Origin of the sequence: Zavarzinia sp., from assembly GCF_049306435.1 — a bacterium.
Taxonomy (GTDB): Bacteria; Pseudomonadota; Alphaproteobacteria; order Zavarziniales; family Zavarziniaceae; genus Zavarzinia.
Map to the genome: position 1 here is coordinate 1 of NZ_JBAQRT010000251.1, position 15,533 is coordinate 15,533.

The 15,533-nt window shown below is 66.6% G+C and carries 17 protein-coding genes and 1 riboswitch; of the genes, 11 read left to right on the forward strand and 6 right to left on the reverse strand.

All coding sequences use genetic code 11. From position 1 onward, the window contains the following. Positions 1-326: methylated-DNA--[protein]-cysteine S-methyltransferase (locus tag WAZ62_RS14580; RefSeq protein ID WP_422644265.1), on the reverse strand; the 326-nt coding region annotated here is incomplete at its 3' end. A 104-nt stretch (positions 327-430) separates the two neighbouring features. Here WAZ62_RS14580 and WAZ62_RS14585 point away from each other — a divergent pair. The 8 genes from WAZ62_RS14585 to WAZ62_RS14620 all read left to right on the forward strand — a co-directional run bounded on the left by WAZ62_RS14585 (position 431) and on the right by WAZ62_RS14620 (position 6,961). After that, positions 431-718, forward strand: coding sequence for a DUF6489 family protein (locus WAZ62_RS14585; RefSeq protein WP_373069071.1), 288 nt, complete (start codon positions 431-433; stop codon positions 716-718). Continuing rightward, on the forward strand, positions 715-1,080 hold the full coding sequence (locus WAZ62_RS14590; RefSeq protein WP_422644266.1) for a (2Fe-2S) ferredoxin domain-containing protein: 366 nt from the start codon (positions 715-717) through the stop codon (positions 1,078-1,080). The genes WAZ62_RS14585 and WAZ62_RS14590 overlap by 4 nt, the downstream gene beginning before the upstream one ends. 1 nt (position 1,081) lies before the next feature. Beyond that, complete coding sequence (gene mnmE / locus WAZ62_RS14595) at positions 1,082-2,374, forward strand: tRNA uridine-5-carboxymethylaminomethyl(34) synthesis GTPase MnmE (protein WP_422644267.1); 1,293 nt, start codon at positions 1,082-1,084, stop codon at positions 2,372-2,374. A 120-nt stretch (positions 2,375-2,494) separates the two neighbouring features. Continuing rightward, positions 2,495-4,345, forward strand: a complete 1,851-nt coding sequence (gene mnmG, locus WAZ62_RS14600) for a tRNA uridine-5-carboxymethylaminomethyl(34) synthesis enzyme MnmG (RefSeq protein ID WP_422644268.1) — start codon at positions 2,495-2,497, stop codon at positions 4,343-4,345. Positions 4,346-4,364: 19 nt separating this feature from the next. Next, positions 4,365-4,982: a 16S rRNA (guanine(527)-N(7))-methyltransferase RsmG gene (rsmG, locus tag WAZ62_RS14605; RefSeq protein WP_422644280.1), complete on the forward strand. Its 618-nt coding sequence runs from the start codon at positions 4,365-4,367 to the stop codon at positions 4,980-4,982. Next, on the forward strand, positions 4,975-5,778 hold the full coding sequence (locus WAZ62_RS14610; RefSeq protein ID WP_422644269.1) for a ParA family protein: 804 nt from the start codon (positions 4,975-4,977) through the stop codon (positions 5,776-5,778). Before rsmG ends, WAZ62_RS14610 begins: the two co-directional genes overlap by 8 nt. 26 nt (positions 5,779-5,804) lie before the next feature. Next, positions 5,805-6,707, forward strand: coding sequence for a ParB/RepB/Spo0J family partition protein (locus WAZ62_RS14615; RefSeq protein WP_422644270.1), 903 nt, complete (start codon positions 5,805-5,807; stop codon positions 6,705-6,707). Between the two features lie 68 nt (positions 6,708-6,775). Then, the gene (locus WAZ62_RS14620) at positions 6,776-6,961 is read left to right on the forward strand and encodes a hypothetical protein (RefSeq protein WP_422644271.1); all 186 of its coding nucleotides are present in this window, start codon (positions 6,776-6,778) and stop codon (positions 6,959-6,961) included. A 210-nt stretch (positions 6,962-7,171) separates the two neighbouring features. Here WAZ62_RS14620 and rho read toward each other — a convergent pair whose 3' ends face one another. From rho to hemE, 4 genes are all read right to left on the reverse strand, one after another. Then, positions 7,172-8,428: a transcription termination factor Rho gene (gene rho / locus WAZ62_RS14625; protein WP_422644272.1), complete on the reverse strand. Its 1,257-nt coding sequence runs from the start codon at positions 8,426-8,428 to the stop codon at positions 7,172-7,174. A 278-nt stretch (positions 8,429-8,706) separates the two neighbouring features. After that, positions 8,707-9,150, reverse strand: a complete 444-nt coding sequence (gene hemJ, locus WAZ62_RS14630; RefSeq protein ID WP_422644273.1) for a protoporphyrinogen oxidase HemJ — start codon at positions 9,148-9,150, stop codon at positions 8,707-8,709. An 11-nt stretch (positions 9,151-9,161) separates the two neighbouring features. Then, positions 9,162-10,199 (reverse strand): ferrochelatase, encoded by a 1,038-nt coding sequence (gene hemH, locus WAZ62_RS14635; RefSeq protein ID WP_422644274.1) that lies wholly within the window; start codon positions 10,197-10,199, stop codon positions 9,162-9,164. Beyond that, positions 10,196-11,248: a uroporphyrinogen decarboxylase gene (hemE, locus tag WAZ62_RS14640; protein WP_422644275.1), complete on the reverse strand. Its 1,053-nt coding sequence runs from the start codon at positions 11,246-11,248 to the stop codon at positions 10,196-10,198. Before hemE ends, hemH begins: the two co-directional genes overlap by 4 nt. 270 nt (positions 11,249-11,518) lie before the next feature. Between hemE and WAZ62_RS14645 the strand changes: the two genes are divergently transcribed. Both WAZ62_RS14645 and WAZ62_RS14650 read left to right on the forward strand, forming a co-directional pair. After that, positions 11,519-12,427, forward strand: coding sequence for a pyruvate, water dikinase regulatory protein (locus tag WAZ62_RS14645; protein ID WP_422644276.1), 909 nt, complete (start codon positions 11,519-11,521; stop codon positions 12,425-12,427). Positions 12,428-12,497: 70 nt separating this feature from the next. After that, a riboswitch (yybP-ykoY riboswitch) is annotated at positions 12,498-12,608 on the forward strand. A 92-nt stretch (positions 12,609-12,700) separates the two neighbouring features. After that, positions 12,701-13,276 carry a TMEM165/GDT1 family protein gene (locus WAZ62_RS14650; RefSeq protein WP_422644277.1) on the forward strand — a complete coding sequence of 192 codons (576 nt, stop codon included), beginning with the start codon at positions 12,701-12,703 and terminating at the stop codon, positions 13,274-13,276. Positions 13,277-13,307: 31 nt separating this feature from the next. On the opposite strand, the gene WAZ62_RS14655 is transcribed toward WAZ62_RS14650, so the two are convergent. After that, entirely contained in the window at positions 13,308-14,720 is a 1,413-nt protein-coding gene (locus WAZ62_RS14655) for a spinster family MFS transporter (protein ID WP_422644278.1), read from the reverse strand. A 134-nt stretch (positions 14,721-14,854) separates the two neighbouring features. Here WAZ62_RS14655 and WAZ62_RS14660 point away from each other — a divergent pair. Further along, on the forward strand, positions 14,855-15,533 hold a 679-nt coding region (locus WAZ62_RS14660), incomplete at its 3' end, for a vWA domain-containing protein (RefSeq protein ID WP_422644279.1).

The window sequence follows — 15,533 nt, forward strand, 5'->3', positions numbered from 1 at the left end:
CCGCAGGCCTGGCCCACGGCCTGGGCGGCGACGCCGCCGAGGCTGCGGGCGAGGGCCCCGTAGGTCTCGAACTGGCCGAAGGGGATGGCGGCGATGCGGCGCCAGACCTTGCGCTGGAACGGCGTGCCGTGGGGTGCGATCGGCAGGTCGAAGTCCCGGCGGCGGCCGGCGAAATAATCCTCCACCTGGCCGAGGGCGAGATGCAGCAGGATGTCGTCGGCCGGGGCGTCGTCGCCGCTGGGCGACCAGCCGGCGGCGGTGATCGCGTCGGCGCGCACCGTGACGTGGAACATCCCGATCGGAGTCTGCACGCGGGCTTCGGCCAAGGTCTCGACCTTCCATGGTTGTCTTGCGTCGGCAATGCGCTGATCTACACTGATCCGGCCCGTCGTCGCCATATCCATGGCGGCGATATGCGAAAGAGGACGCCATGAAGATCAACGTCGAATTCGATATCACCCCGGAGGAGGCCCGTCGCGTCCTCGGCCTGCCCGATCTCGAGCCGATGCAGCAGCGCATCCTGGCCGAGCTGGAAGGGCGGATGACCCAATATCTGAACGTCATCGATCCCGAAACCATCTTCAAGCAATGGCTGCCCATGGGCATTCAGGGCGGGCTGCAGGGCTTCGAGAAGTTCCAGGACTTCCTGTGGTCGGCCGCCAGTTCGGTCCGGGGCGGCGGCAAGCGCAAGCCCGATGCCAAGGACGAGCCCAAGTGAGCGATCGAAGCCTGCCGGGCGATCCCGCGCCCTATTACGAAGCCCATGTCTTCGCCTGCGTGAACGAGCGTCCCGATGTTCATCCCCGTGGCTCCTGCAAGGCGCGCGGGGGTGTACCTTTACGCAACTACATGAAGGTCCGGGCCGACGAGCTGGGCCTTGCCAATGTCCGCATCAATCAGGCCGGTTGCCTCGACCGCTGCGAGCTCGGCCCCGTCCTGGTGATCTATCCCGAGGGCGTCTGGTATGCCCCGCGTACCCCGGCGGACATCGACGAAATCCTCGACGTCCACCTGAAGCAGGGTGGGCGGGTGACAAGGCTGATGCTTCAGCCCGACCAGACATTGCCCGCCGCGGACTGACGTGACAGACACGATCTTCGCCCTGGCGTCCGGCCGGGGCCGGGCCGGCGTCGCCGTGATGCGCCTGTCCGGCCCGCTGGCCGGGGCCGCCCTCGACCGCCTGTGCGGTGCAAGGCCCCAGCCCCGCCTAGCCCGGCTCGCGGCGTTGCACGATCCCGAACATGGCGAGGTGATCGACCGGGCGCTGGTGCTGTGGTTCCCGGCCCCGGCCAGTTTCACCGGCGAGGATGTCGCCGAACTTCATGTCCACGGCGGGCGGGCCATCATCGCCCGATTGACCGGTGTGCTGACCGGGCTTGGCCTGCGCCCGGCCGGCCCCGGCGAATTCACCCGCCGCGCCTTCGAGGCCGGCAAGCTCGACCTGTCGCAGGCCGAGGCCATCGCCGACCTCGTCGATGCCGAGACCGAAGCCCAGCGCCGCCAGGCCCTGCGCCAGCTGGACGGCGCCATGGGCCGGCTCTACGAAGGCTGGCGCGACCGGCTGAAGGTGCTGCTGGCCCGGCTGGAAGCCCTGATCGACTTTCCCGACGAAGGCCTGGACGAGGCGATCGAAGGCGCGGTCATGGCCGGGGCCGGGGCCTTGCGGGACGAGATCGCCGCCCATCTTGCCGATGGAAGGCGGGGCGAGCGCCTGCGCGACGGTTTCGAGATCGCCATAACCGGCGCCCCCAATGTCGGCAAGTCCAGCCTGCTGAACCGACTGTCGGCGTCGGAAGTCGCCATCGTTTCCGATATTCCGGGGACGACGCGGGATGTGATCGAGGTCGCCCTCGACCTCGGTGGCTATCGCGTGCTGCTGATCGACACGGCGGGCCTGCGCGAGACCGACGACCCCATCGAGCGGGAAGGGGTGCGCCGCGCCCGCGCCCGGGCGGAAGGCGCCGACCTCCGGCTGCAGGTGATCGTGCCTGGCGACGAGGCCCCGGCCGACTCGGGGCGAGAGAGCATCCTCGTCCTCAACAAATGCGACCTCGGTCCCGGGCCGGCGAATGCGCTGCCGGTGTCGGCCCTGAGCGGGCAGGGGATCGACGCGCTTCTGGCCGCCATCGCCGCCCGCGTGGCCGCCCGGCTCGATTCGGCGGAAGCCCCGGCCATCACCCGCGCCCGCCACCGGCTGGCGGTGGAGGAGGCGGTGGCCAGCCTCGACCGCGCCCTGGTCCCCGGCTTCCTGCCGGCGGAATTGCGCGCCGAAGACCTGCGCCTCGCCCTGCGGGCCCTGGGCCGGGTGGTGGGGGCGGTCGATGTCGAGGACCTGCTCGACGTCATCTTCTTCGAGTTCTGCATCGGCAAGTGATGTTTCACGTGAAACAGGGCAGCCGTCCCCGACCGTTTTGTTTCACGTGAAACAGCAACGCGAAGCCCTGTCGCAAAAACCTCGTTTGACTGTATCGCGCCAGCGCATAGAGTGCCGGCCATGACCCAATACGACGTGATCGTGATCGGCGGCGGCCATGCCGGCTGCGAGGCTGCTGCAGCCGCGGCGCGCTTTAGCGCGCGCACCCTCCTGCTCACCCATCGCATCGAGACCATCGGCGAAATGTCCTGCAACCCCGCCATCGGCGGCCTCGCCAAGGGCCATCTGGTGCGGGAGATCGATGCCCTCGACGGCGTGATGGCCCGGGCCATCGATCGCGGCGGCATCCAGTTCCGCATGCTGAATCAGTCCAAAGGCCCGGCGGTGCGCGGCCCGCGCGCCCAGGCCGACCGCAAGCTCTATCGCCGGGCGGTTCAGGCCCTGCTGGCCGAACAGGCCGGTCTCGACATCCTCGCGGCCCCGGCCGAAGACCTGATCGTCGAGGGCGGCCGCATCGCCGGCGTCGTGCTGGCCGACGGGCGGGAGATTTCCTGCGCCGCCGTGGTGCTGACCACCGGCACCTTCCTGCGCGGCCTCATTCATATCGGCGAAGAGAAGATCCCCGCCGGCCGGGTGGGCGAGGCGCCCAGCCTTGGCCTGTCCGCCGCGCTGGCCCGCATCGGCTTCGCGCTTGGTCGCCTGAAGACCGGCACCCCGGCCCGGCTCGACGGCCGCACCATCGACTGGGCCAGCCTCGAGATGCAGCAGGGCGACGATCCGCCCCAGCCGTTCTCCTTCCTGACGACAGCGATCGAAACGCCCCAGATCGCCTGCGGCATCACCTATACCAGCGAAGACAGCCACGCCCTGATCCGCGCCAACCTGCATCGCGCGCCGATGTATTCCGGCCAGATCGAAAGCGTCGGCCCGCGCTACTGCCCCTCGATCGAGGACAAGGTGGTGCGTTTCGCCGAGAAGGAACGCCACCAGATCTTCCTCGAGCCGGAAGGGCTGGACGACGACACGGTCTATCCCAACGGCATTTCCACCTCGCTGCCGCGCGATGTGCAGGCCGCCCTGCTGAAGACCATCCCGGGTCTGGAGCAGGCGACCATGCTGCGTCCCGGCTATGCCATCGAATATGATTTCGTCGACCCGCGCGAGCTGACCCACCAGCTGGAGACCCGGCGCTGCCCCGGGCTTTATCTGGCCGGCCAGATCAATGGCACCACGGGTTACGAGGAAGCGGCGGCGCAAGGCCTGATGGCTGGGCTGAACGCCGCCCGCGCCGCAGGGGGCGGGCAGGGAGTCGTGCTCGACCGCGCCGATGCCTATATCGGCGTGATGATCGACGACCTGGTGACCAAGGGCACGCGCGAGCCCTACCGCATGTTCACCAGCCGGGCCGAATACCGCCTGCTGCTGCGGGCCGACAATGCCGACCGCCGCCTGACCGACAAGGGCCTGGCCTGGGGCTGCGTCGGCAGCGCCCGGGCCGAGGCCTTCGGCGCCAAGAAGGCCGCCGTCGATGCCGCGCTGACCCTCGCCCGCGATACCCGCCTGACCCCCAACGAGGCGGCGGGGCTTGGCCTCGCGGTCAATCAGGATGGCCAGCGCCGCTCCATCCTCGACCTGCTGCGCCTGCCGGGCGTCTCGCTCGCCAGCCTGTCGGCCCATTGGCCCTGGCTGGCCGAGATGCCGGCAGATATCGCCGAGCAGGTCGAGATCGAGGCGCTTTACGCGGGTTATATCGACCGGGTGGAGGCGGATATCCGCGCCTTCCGCCGCGACGAAAATCTGACACTGCCGGCCGATATCGACTTCGCCGCCATCGGCGGCCTGTCGGCGGAAATCCGCCTGAAGCTCGATGCCGCCCGGCCGCCCACCCTCGGCGCCGCCGCCCGCATTTCCGGCGTGACCCCCGCCGCCCTCACGGCCTTGTTGGCCCATGTCAGGAAGCGAGTCGCTTAACATGGCTCTTGAACGGCCGATGACTGCCGAGGGTTTTGCCGCGGCCGTCCCTGTTTCACGTGAAACATTGCAGCGCCTCGCCGCCTATGCCGAGCTTCTGGAGAAGTGGCAGGCGAAGATCAATCTGGTCGGGCCGGCGACCCTGCCGGACCTGTGGCGCCGGCACATGCTGGATTCGGCCCAGCTCTTCGCCCTGCTGCCCGAGGCCCCGGCAGGGCGCAAGCGCCGCATCGTCGATCTCGGCTCCGGCGCCGGCTTCCCGGGTCTCGTCCTCGCCATCATGGGGGCAGGGGATGTTCACCTGGTCGAGAGCGACCAGCGGAAATGCGCCTTCCTGCGCGAAGCCGCCCGCGTCACCGGCACCGAGGTCACGATCCATCCCTTGCGGATCGAGACCCTGGCCCCGCTCGATGCCGATGTGATCACCGCCCGCGCGCTGGCGCCCCTGGCCAAACTGCTGGATTGGGCGGCCTCGCATCGATCTGCCCACACGATTCACATAATCCCCAAGGGCAAGGAGGCCGAGGCCGAATTGACCCAGGCCGAACAAGGTTCCACACTGGAGGTCGAGCGGGTCCGGAGTCTGACCGATCCTGCCGCCACCATTTTCCGGATACGGGTGATCGATCATGACTGACGTCAGGCCATCGGATGTGCGTATCATCGCCGTAGCCAACCAGAAAGGCGGCGTCGGCAAGACCACCACCGCGATCAACCTGGGCACCGCCCTGGCCGCCGTCGGCCGCAAGGTGCTGATCCTCGATCTTGATCCGCAGGGCAATGCCTCTACCGGCGTCGGCGTCGACCGCGCCTCCCGCGAGATCACCTCCTATGACGCCCTGATGGGGGAGGCGACCCTGGCCGAGGCGCTGGTGGAAACCGCCATTCCCAATCTCTCGCTCGTACCCTCGACCGTCGATCTGTCGGGCGCGGAGCTTGAACTCGTCGACCAGGACCGCCGCGCCCACCGGCTGAAGGATGCCCTGGCGGCACCGGAAATCGCCCGGGTCTTCGATTACGTGCTGATCGACTGCCCGCCGTCGCTGAACCTGCTGACCCTCAATGCCATGGTCGCGGCCGATTCGGTCCTGGTGCCCCTGCAGTGCGAATTCTTCGCCCTCGAAGGCCTCAGCCTCCTGCTGCGCACGATCGAACAGGTGCGCGGCAGCCTGAACCCGGGCCTACAGATCCAGGGTGTCGTGCTCACCATGTACGACAACCGCAACAACCTGTCGGATCAGGTCGCGGCGGATGTCCGTGGCTTCCTTGGCAGCAAGGTCTACAACACGGTCATTCCCCGCAATGTCCGCATTTCCGAGGCGCCCAGCCATGGCCAGCCGGCGCTCGTCTATGATCATCGCTGTGCCGGCAGCCAGGCCTATATCCGTCTGGCCAGCGAATTGCTGCGCCGGGAAGAGCCGCGCGCGGCCTGAAAATCTGTCTGAAGGATCGAGTGTCGATGGCTGAGGAAACCCGCAAGAAGGGTTTGGGGCGGGGGCTTTCCGCCCTCATGGGCGAAGTGCGGGAAGCGGTGAATACCGCGACGCCGGCAACGCCGGGGGAAAAGCCGCGTGCCCTGCGCGAGCTGCCGATCGAACAGATCCAAGCTAACCCCGGCCAGCCGCGCAAGCGCTTCACCGCCGAGGCGCTGGAAGATCTGGTCGCCTCGATCAAGACCCATGGCATCCTGCAACCCATTCTGGTGCGCAAGATCGCGGGCGATCGTTACGAGATCATCGCCGGGGAACGCCGCTGGCGCGCGGCCCAGAGCGCGCAGCTGCATCAGGTGCCGGTCGTCATCAAGGAATTCACCGATCAGGAAGTGATGGAAGTCGCCCTGGTCGAGAATATCCAGCGCGCCGACCTGACCCCGATCGAAGAGGCCGCCGGCTATCAGCGCCTGATCGAGGATTTCGGCCATACCCAGGACGTGATCGCCCGGATCATCGGCAAGTCACGCAGCCATATCGCCAATACCCTCCGCCTGCTGGCCCTGCCGGCGCCGGTGAAGACCTTGGTCGAGCAGGGCTCGCTGTCGGCCGGCCACGCCCGCGCCCTGATCGGCCTGCCCGATGCCGCCGCCCTGGCCAAGAAGGCGGTGGACGAGGGCCTCTCCGTCCGTCAGATCGAAGACCTGGCCAAGAAGGCGAAATCCCCCGCCACCGGAACGGGCGGGGCAGGGGGCGGCGCCCCGGCCAAGGACATGGACACGATGGAACTGGAAGGCAATCTCGCCGCCGCCATCGGCCTCCCGGTCTTGATCGCCCACAAGGGCGACGCCGGCGGCAGCCTGACCATCCGCTACAAGACCCTCGACGAACTCGACCAGATCTGCAGCAAGCTCAGCCGGGTCGAGGACTGATCCCGTCATCCCTTGTGAACCGTGCCCCGTCGTCACATAATTGAACTTGCGGACGACGGAAGACAGCGATGAGCAAGAATTCTCCTATGGTCTCCGAGTTCGAGACCGATCAACAGGAACGCGACTACACGCGCTGGCTGAAAGCCAAGGTGGCGGCGAGGCTCGCCGACTCCCGAGCCATCATCCCGCATGACGACGTCATGGCGGAAATGGAAGCCATCATCGCCACGGCTGAAAACGACAAGACGCGGTAAATGTTGCCCATCGTCTGGTTGATGGACGCTCGGAACGATCTTCGACACATCATCGCGATCTCCCCCCGCGCGTCATGCCGGCGAAGGCCGGCATCTCGCGACGGGAAGGTGCCTTCGTGTATCGAGACCCCGGCCTTCGCCGGCGTGACGATGGGCGGATGGCGATGAAATGAAAAGGGCGGGTCCCTGGGGATCCGCCCTTTTGCCGTCTTACGAATTCATCGAGTCGAAGAATTCGCCATTGGTCTTGGTGTGCTTCAGCTTGTCGAGCAGGAACTCGATGGCATCGACCGGGCCCATCGGCATCAGGATGCGGCGCAGGACCCACATTTTGGACAGGGTGCCCTTGTCGACCAGCAGCTCTTCCTTGCGGGTGCCGGACTTGGTGATGTCGATCGCGGGGAAGGTGCGCTTGTCGGCGATCTTGCGGTCGAGGATGATTTCCGAGTTACCGGTGCCCTTGAACTCTTCGAAGATCACTTCGTCCATGCGGCTGCCGGTATCGATCAGCGCCGTCGCGATGATGGTCAGCGAGCCGCCTTCCTCGATATTGCGGGCGGCGCCGAAGAAGCGCTTCGGCCGCTGCAGGGCGTTGGCGTCCACACCGCCGGTCAGCACCTTGCCCGACGAGGGCACGACGGTGTTGTAGGCGCGGGCGAGGCGGGTGATCGAATCGAGGAGAATGACCACGTCGCGCTTGTGCTCGACCAGGCGCTTGGCCTTCTCGATCACCATTTCGGCGACCTGGACGTGACGCACCGCCGGCTCGTCGAAGGTCGAGGAAATGACTTCGCCCTTCACCGACCGGCTCATGTCGGTCACTTCTTCCGGCCGCTCGTCGATGAGGAGGACGATCAGATAGACCTCGGGGTGATTGGCGGTGATGGCATGGGCGACATTCTGCAGCAGCACGGTCTTGCCGGTGCGCGGCGGCGCGACGATCAGCGCGCGCTGGCCCTTGCCGAGGGGGGAGATCAGGTCGATCACCCGGGCCGAGCGATCCTTGACCGTGGGGTCGCCGCGCTCGAGGTTCAAGCGCTCGTCAGGGTAAAGCGGAGTCAGATTGTCGAAATGGACCTTGTGGCGGATCGCCTCCGGGTCCTCGAAATTGATGGTGTTGACCTTGAGAAGGGCGAAATAGCGCTCGCCATCCTTGGGGGCGCGGATCTGGCCGTCGACCGTGTCGCCGGTGCGCAGGCCGAAACGGCGGATCTGGCTGGGGCTGACATAGATGTCGTCGGGGCCCGGCAGGTAGTTCGCTTCCGGCGAGCGCAGGAAGCCGAAGCCATCCTGCAGAATTTCGAGGACGCCGCCCCCAGTGATTTCCAGATCCCGGTCCGCCAGCTGCTTGAGGATCGCGAACATCATGTCCTGCTTGCGCAGGGTTGAAGCGTTCTCGACCTCGAGCTCCTCGGCATAGGCGAGAAGTTCGGTCGGGGATTTTTCCTTGAGTTCCTGAAGATTCATGGGCTCGACCAACGCAAAGCAGCGGGTGTGGGGATATCGGATGGACGACAGCGCCAGGACAATGTCCAACTGACGGGCCAGAAGGCCGGATGCCGTAACCAGTACCGAAAGGAGAGGATAGGTCCGAAGATCACCCCGGTCTGCCCTCGCGACATCCTGCGGTCGGGCGGGGCCGGAATCGAGGCCAGAGCGGCCAGGGTACGGGCAACTCGGCCTGCCCGGACAGCCGCACCATGCGCCGCATGGCACGCACTGTCAAACGGAAGTTGCGCGGCTCCTCAGAACGGCTTGAGCACCACGAGCGGCACGATGATCAGGAACAGCACCGTCGGCACTTCGTTCAGGATCCGGTAGAAACGTGCCGTGTGCGGCCGCTCGTCCCGGCCGAAGCGGCGCACCTGGCCAACCAGCATCCCGTGAACCCCGGACATCAGGATCACGAGCAGCAGCTTGGCATGGAACCAGCCGCCCGCGCTCCACGCCTGGGTCGCAGCCATCAGCGACAGGCCGAGGATCCAGGTCACGATCATCGACGGGTTTATGATCGCCTTCAGCAGGCGGCGTTCCATGACCTTGAAGGTCTCGGACGCATCGGATCCCACCGCCTTGTCGGTGTGATAGACGAAGAGACGGGGCAGGTAGAACATGCCCGCCATCCAGGTGGTGAAGGCGATGATGTGCAGCGTCTTCAGGATGTTGTAATGCTCGGCCAGGAACTGCATGTCTTATTCTCTCACTTGGTACAGATGCAGCCAGAACGGCTGGCGTTACAGATCCTGACACCGCCGTCCGGTGCCGTCCCGCCGTGGCCCCAGGCGGTCGCGACCAGCCGGGCGAGACCCGCGATGAAGGCCGGTTCGCAGCCGACGGCGGGCACCCTCATGTAATGCGGCACGCCCGCATGGTCGGCCAGCTCGCGGTACTCGATGTCGAGCTCGACCAGGGTCTCGGAATGTTCGGAAACAAAGGCGATGGGCACGACGATGAGACCAAGCCCGTCCTTGCCCGCGCGCCTGATCTCGTCATCGGTATAGGGCGCGATCCACTCCAGCGGGCCGACCCGGCTCTGGTAGGATACCACCCAGTCGAGACCGGGCCGGCCGAGGGCGGCGGCCACGGCCTTCGCCGTCATTTCCACCTGATCCTGATAGGGATCGCCGGCTTCGACGACTTTCTTCGGCAGGCCATGGGCCGAGAACAGCAGGCGGCAGGGGGTATCGCCCATCGCTTCCAGCGCCTTGCCGATCAGCAGGCTCTGGGCCTGCACCCAGCCCTGTTCGACCGGATAGCAGCAGATGCTGGCGGTCCTGGCGCTTACGCCCGCTTTCGCCGCCGCCCGCCGCCATTCGGCGAGCGACGAGGCGGTCGTCGTGGTCGAGAACTGGGGATAGAGCGGCAGAAGAACGATATCGTCCGGGGCGAATGCGGCGACGGCTTTCGCTGTTTCCGCCGCCCGCGGATGCCAGTAGCGCATCGCGATGAAGCAGCGTGCCTCGACATCGAGAGACAGCCCCGCGATCGCCTCGGTCAGGGCCTCGGCCTGGTTCTCGGTCAGGGGCAGGATGGGCGAGCGACCGCCAAGCCGGCCATAAATCTCCCGCGCCGTCTTCTCGCGCCGGCCCGAGATCAGCCGCGCCACCAGCCAGCGCAAGGGCTGGGGCAGGCGGATGATGGCGGGATCGGAAAACAGGTTGAACAGAAACGGCCGGACGGCGGAGGGCCGATCCGGCCCGCCCAGATTGAACAGGACCACCGCCAGCCGACGGGTCATGGCCGCCAGTCCCGAATGATCTTCGCGACCTCGCCGACATGGGCCGGCGGGGTCTCGGGCACGATGCCATGGCCGAGGTTGAAGACGAAACGCTGGGGCCCGAGGGTGCGCAGGATGGTCTCGGTCCGCCGGCGCAGGGCGTCGCCGCCGGCAACCACCAGCAGGGGATCGAGATTGCCCTGCACGACCGCGCCCGGCTGGACCTGGTCGCGCACGAAGTCGAGCGGGGTGCCGGCATCGATGCCCACGGCATCAACCCCCGTAGCCGGGGCAAAGCGCGGCAGCATGGCACCGATTCCCTTGGCGAAGCCGATCACCGGCACCTGGGGGAAACGGGCCTTCAGCGCCGCCCTGATGCGCGCTATGGGGCCAAAGACCCATCGCGCCATCTCGTCCTCGGGCAGGGAGCCGGCCCAGGTGTCGAAAATCTGCAGCGCCTCGGCGCCAGCCTCGACCTGCGCCGCCAGATACTCGATCGTCGCCTCGGTGACGAGATCGATCAGCCGGCCGAAGCCCTCAGGATCGCGGTAAGCCCAGAGCCTGGCCGGCTTCTGGTCCGAAGTGCCCTCGCCGGCCACCATATAGGTCGCGACGGTCCAGGGCGCCCCGGCGAAACCGATCAGGGCGACATCGGTCGGGAGGCGCTTCGCCAGCAGCCGGACGGTTTCATAGACCGCGCCAACCCGCTCCCCGAAGCCATCCATGGACAGGCTGGCGAGGCCGGCCGCGTCGGTGACAGGATCGAGGCGCGGTCCTTCGCCCTCGACGAAACGCACGCCCTGGCCAAGGCCATGGGGCACGATCAGGATGTCGGAAAACAGGATGGCCGCATCCATGCCGAACCGCTCGATCGGCTGCAGGGTGACGGCGCAGGCCTTCTCGCTGTCGAGGCAGAAGGAAACGAAATCCTTCGTCGTCGCCCGCACGGCGCGATATTCGGGCAGGAAGCGGCCGGCCTGGCGCATGAACCAGAAGGGCGGGCGATCCACGACCTCGCCCTTCAGGGCCTTCAGGAAGCGCTTTTCCGTTACCAACAGGGGCTCTGCCACTTTCAATACCTTTATATAAAAAGGATTGTAGTTGTTAGTGGATGCCTGTGGATCACGGGGTTCCCCAGGATCACCCTGTTTTGTCCCCATGCCGCCCGACAGCCATGTTTCGGGTTCTTCAGTAGTGGCTAAATCGGTGGGTGTCGAGGGAGGGCAGGGCTTTTTGTTCTGTGAATCCCGTGGATAAGTGACAAGCCGGGATTGCGGCGCCGCGGCTCTTCGGCTCCTGTCCACAGCCCGGCATAAAACCGTCCACCAGGGAGTATTCGGTTGAGCGATGAACCCGTAGAAACCGTGAATGTCGAGAGCTGGCCGGAAGAGGGCGATTCATCCCCCTTATCCACGCAATCCACAGACAAGGCGACCAAGCGCCTGCACCTCTATCTGATCTCGGACGCGACCGGCGAAACCCTGTCCTCGGTGGCCAAGGCGGCGATGTCGCAGTTCCCCGATGTCGCGGCGCTGCTGCATGTCAGCTTCATGGTCAGGACCAGGGCGCAGATCGAGCGCGCGCTCGACATGGCGGTCTCGACCGGCGGGATCATTCTCTACACGCTGGTCAACGCGGACTTGCGGCTGGTGATGGACGAGGGCTCGCTTTCGCGCCATGTCCCTGCGATCAACGTGCTCGATCCGGTGATCCAGAATCTCGCCGCCTATCTCGGGATGCCGGCGCGGGCCATGCCCGGGCGCCAGCACGCCCTCGACGCCGAATATTTCCGCCGCATCGAGGCGATGAATTTCACCCTCGCCCATGACGACGGCCAGAATCCGCAAGGGCTCTACGAGGCGGATGTCATCCTGCTCGGCGTCTCGCGCACCTCGAAGACGCCGACCGCGGTCTATCTCGCCAATCGGGGCATCAAGACCGCCAATATTCCCGTGGTTCCCGGCTGTCCGCTGCCGCCCGAGCTGTTCGAGGTGACGAGCCCGCTGGTGGTCGGCCTCACCACCTCGCCCGACCGGCTGATCCAGGTCCGCCGCCATCGCCTGCTGCTGCTCGGCCAGAACGCGGCGACCGACTATGTCGACATGGAAGCGATCGGCAAGGAGTTGACCGAGGCGCGGCGGCTCTTCGTCAAGCACGGCTGGCCGGTGATCGATGTCTCCCGCCGCTCGATCGAGGAAACCTCGGCCGCCATCCTCAATCTCTACTATGACCGGCTGAACCTGATGTGAAAGGCGGGCGGCTTGCCCGCCGAGGGCGCCGCGAAAGGACTTCTTGCGCGGGTGATCGTCGATTGTTATGACAGCCCGGTCATTGGGGAGTAGCCGCCTGCAGCGAAGCGGGGGTCGCGTCAACAGACTTGGGGGACGGTTTCCGTCCGCCATGGCGCGATCAGCGGATCCGGATCCGCCTGGCGAGACCTTTGGCAGGTTGCGTCCGTCCTTCGCAGGGTCGGGCCGCGGCTTGCCATTGGTTATGTGCCCGACCCTGCCCCGTGACGTTCCATGGAAGCCTTTCTCACCTCGACCGGCATCGTCGCCATCGCCGAAATCGGCGATAAGACCCAGCTGCTGGCCATTCTGCTCGCCAGCAAGTTCCGCCGACCCTGGGCGATCTGTGCCGGCATCTTCGCGGCGACCGTGCTCAATCACCTGCTGGCCGCCTCGTTCGGCACGCTGGTCGCGACCTGGATCGGTCCCGAGGTCATGCGCTGGGTGCTCGGCCTTTCGTTCATCGCCATGGGCGCCTGGGTCCTGATCCCCGACAAGATGGACGACGACGAGGTGGGGGCGGACAAGCGCCGCTTCGGCGCCTTCCTGACCACGACCATCGCCTTCTTCCTCGTCGAGATGGGCGACAAGACCCAGATCGCCACGGTGGCCCTGGGCGCCCGCTTCGAAAATATCTACCTGGTCACCCTGGGCACCACCTTCGGCATGATGCTGGCCAATGTCCCCGCCGTCTTCCTGGGCGAGGCGGCAACGCGGGTGGTGCCGCTGAACGTCGTGCGCATGGTGGCGGCGGCGATCTTCGTCGCGGTCGGCGCCGTCACCCTGTTCCTGCCCGGTCTGCTGGGCTGAAGCGATGGGGCGGCACCGCCGCCCCACATGCTCAGGCCGTATAGGCCTTCACCCGCTCCAGCGCCCGGCGATAGGGCGCGCAGCCGATCCACAGCACGAGGGCGGCGAGCGGCAGGGCGATGCCGGCGACCAGCGCCATCGAATAGCCGACCATGTTCTCGTCGTGGAAGACGAAATCGGTGACGAGCGCGACCACCGTCGGCCCGAGGCCGAGGCCGATCAGATTGACGATGAAGAGATAGACCGCCGAGGCCTGGCCCCGCATCTGGTTCGGCATGATCTCGGCGATGGCCGCCGGGGCCGCGCCGAAACACATCGTGTAGAAAAAGGTGGTGGCGATGGACAGCGCCAGCACCATATTGCCGTCAGCGACGAAGGGCATGCCGATGGCGAAGGGCACGCCCAGCAGGGCGGCGACCATGCCGACCCGCAGCCGGCCATCGGCGATGCCCTTCTGCTTCAGCACGTCGCCCAGCCAGCCGCCGAAGATCACGCCGACGACACCCGCCGTCAGCTGGACGATGCCGAAGGCGAAGCCGATCTCGGACGGGGTCCAGCCATGGGCGCGGATGAAGAAGCTGGGCAACCAGGTCGCGACGCCATAGCCGACGAGGGAGAGCAGCGCGAAGCCGACATTGTGGCACAGCACGGCCTTGGCGTTGCCGCCGATATAGCGCACCACCTCGCGCACCGGCACGGGCTTGACGCCCATGCTGCCATCGGCCTGGCGCACCGCCTTGATGCCCTGGCGGATCGGCTCGCGCACGGTGAACATGAGCAAGGCAATGAGAAGGCCGGGCAGGCCGACGGCGAAGAACACCACCTGCCAGGCGAAAACCTCGCCGACGATGGGCAGCACCATGTGCTCCGCCCCTGAGACGAGGCCGATGACCAGCCCGCCGAAGATATAGGCGAGGCCCGAGCCGACGAAGATGCCCATGTTGTAGACACCCATCGCCGTGCCCATGCGATGGGGCGGGAAATAGTCGGCGACCAGCGAATAGGCGGCGGGCGACAGCGCCGCCTCGCCGACGCCGACGCCGATCCTTGTCAGGAACAGGTGCCAGAATTTGCCCGCGAACCCGCAGGCGGCGGTGAACAGGCTCCACACCACGATGCCGACGATGATGATGCCGCGCCGGCTGCGCCGGTCGACCATGCGGCCGATCGGCAGGCCGAGAAACGTATAGAACAGGGCGAAGGCGAGGCCCGCGAGCAGGCTCATTTCGGTATCGTTGATGCCAAGGTCGCGTTTGATCGGGCCGACCAGCAGATTCAGGATCTGGCGATCGATGAAGGACACCGTATAGGCCAGCATCAGCACGCCGACGACGTACCAGGCATAGACCGGCGACGGATAGGCGGCCGCCTCGGCCCCCGCTGTTTCCTGATTTTTCGAAATGGCCGCGGCTGTACGCGCGACGGACTCGGAACGCACCGACATGTCCCCTCCCCTTGTTTTTTTGTGACCACCGTCATGGCGGGTGGTTCGGGGGAAGTGTAGCCGTGGCTCGTGCCGCTTGTCGCGGCCGTTGTGCTCGTGGCAGCCTGCGGGACAAAGCACGATGGGGAGTGGACATGAAACGGACAGGAATCCTCGGGCGTCTCGGCCTGGCCGCCGCGCTGCTGCTGGCGGGGTTTTCGGCGACGCTCGCCCGGGCCGATGATCGGGCCAGGGCCATTCTCGTCCTCGATGCCTCGGGCAGCATGTGGGGCCAGATCGACGGCAAGGCGAAATGGGATATCGCCCGCGCCGCCGTGGACAGGCTGGTCACCGGCTGGGACCCGGCGATCGACCTCGGGCTGACGGTCTATGGCCATCGCACCAAGGGATCCTGCGACGATATCGAGGATGTCATGCCGGTTGGCCCGGTCGATCCGGCGAAACTGAAGGCGGCGATCGCGAAAATCTCGCCCAAGGGCAAGACGCCGCTGACCGCGGCCGTGCGCCGGGCCGCCGAAGCCCTGAAATATACCGAGAACGCGGCGACCGTGATCCTCGTCTCGGACGGCGAGGAGACCTGCGACCTCGACCCCTGCGCCATCGCGTCCGAACTCGAGGCCAGGGGCGTCGGCTTCACCGCCCATGTCATCGGTTTCGACATCCGCGACGAGGCGGCGAAAGCCCAGCTGAAATGCATCGCCGACAACACGGGCGGCACCTTCGTCCTCGCCGACGACGCGGCCAGCCTGCAGAACGCGCTGACCGCCGTCGCAGCCGCGACCGCCGCCCCGACCGCCGCCCCGACGCCGACAC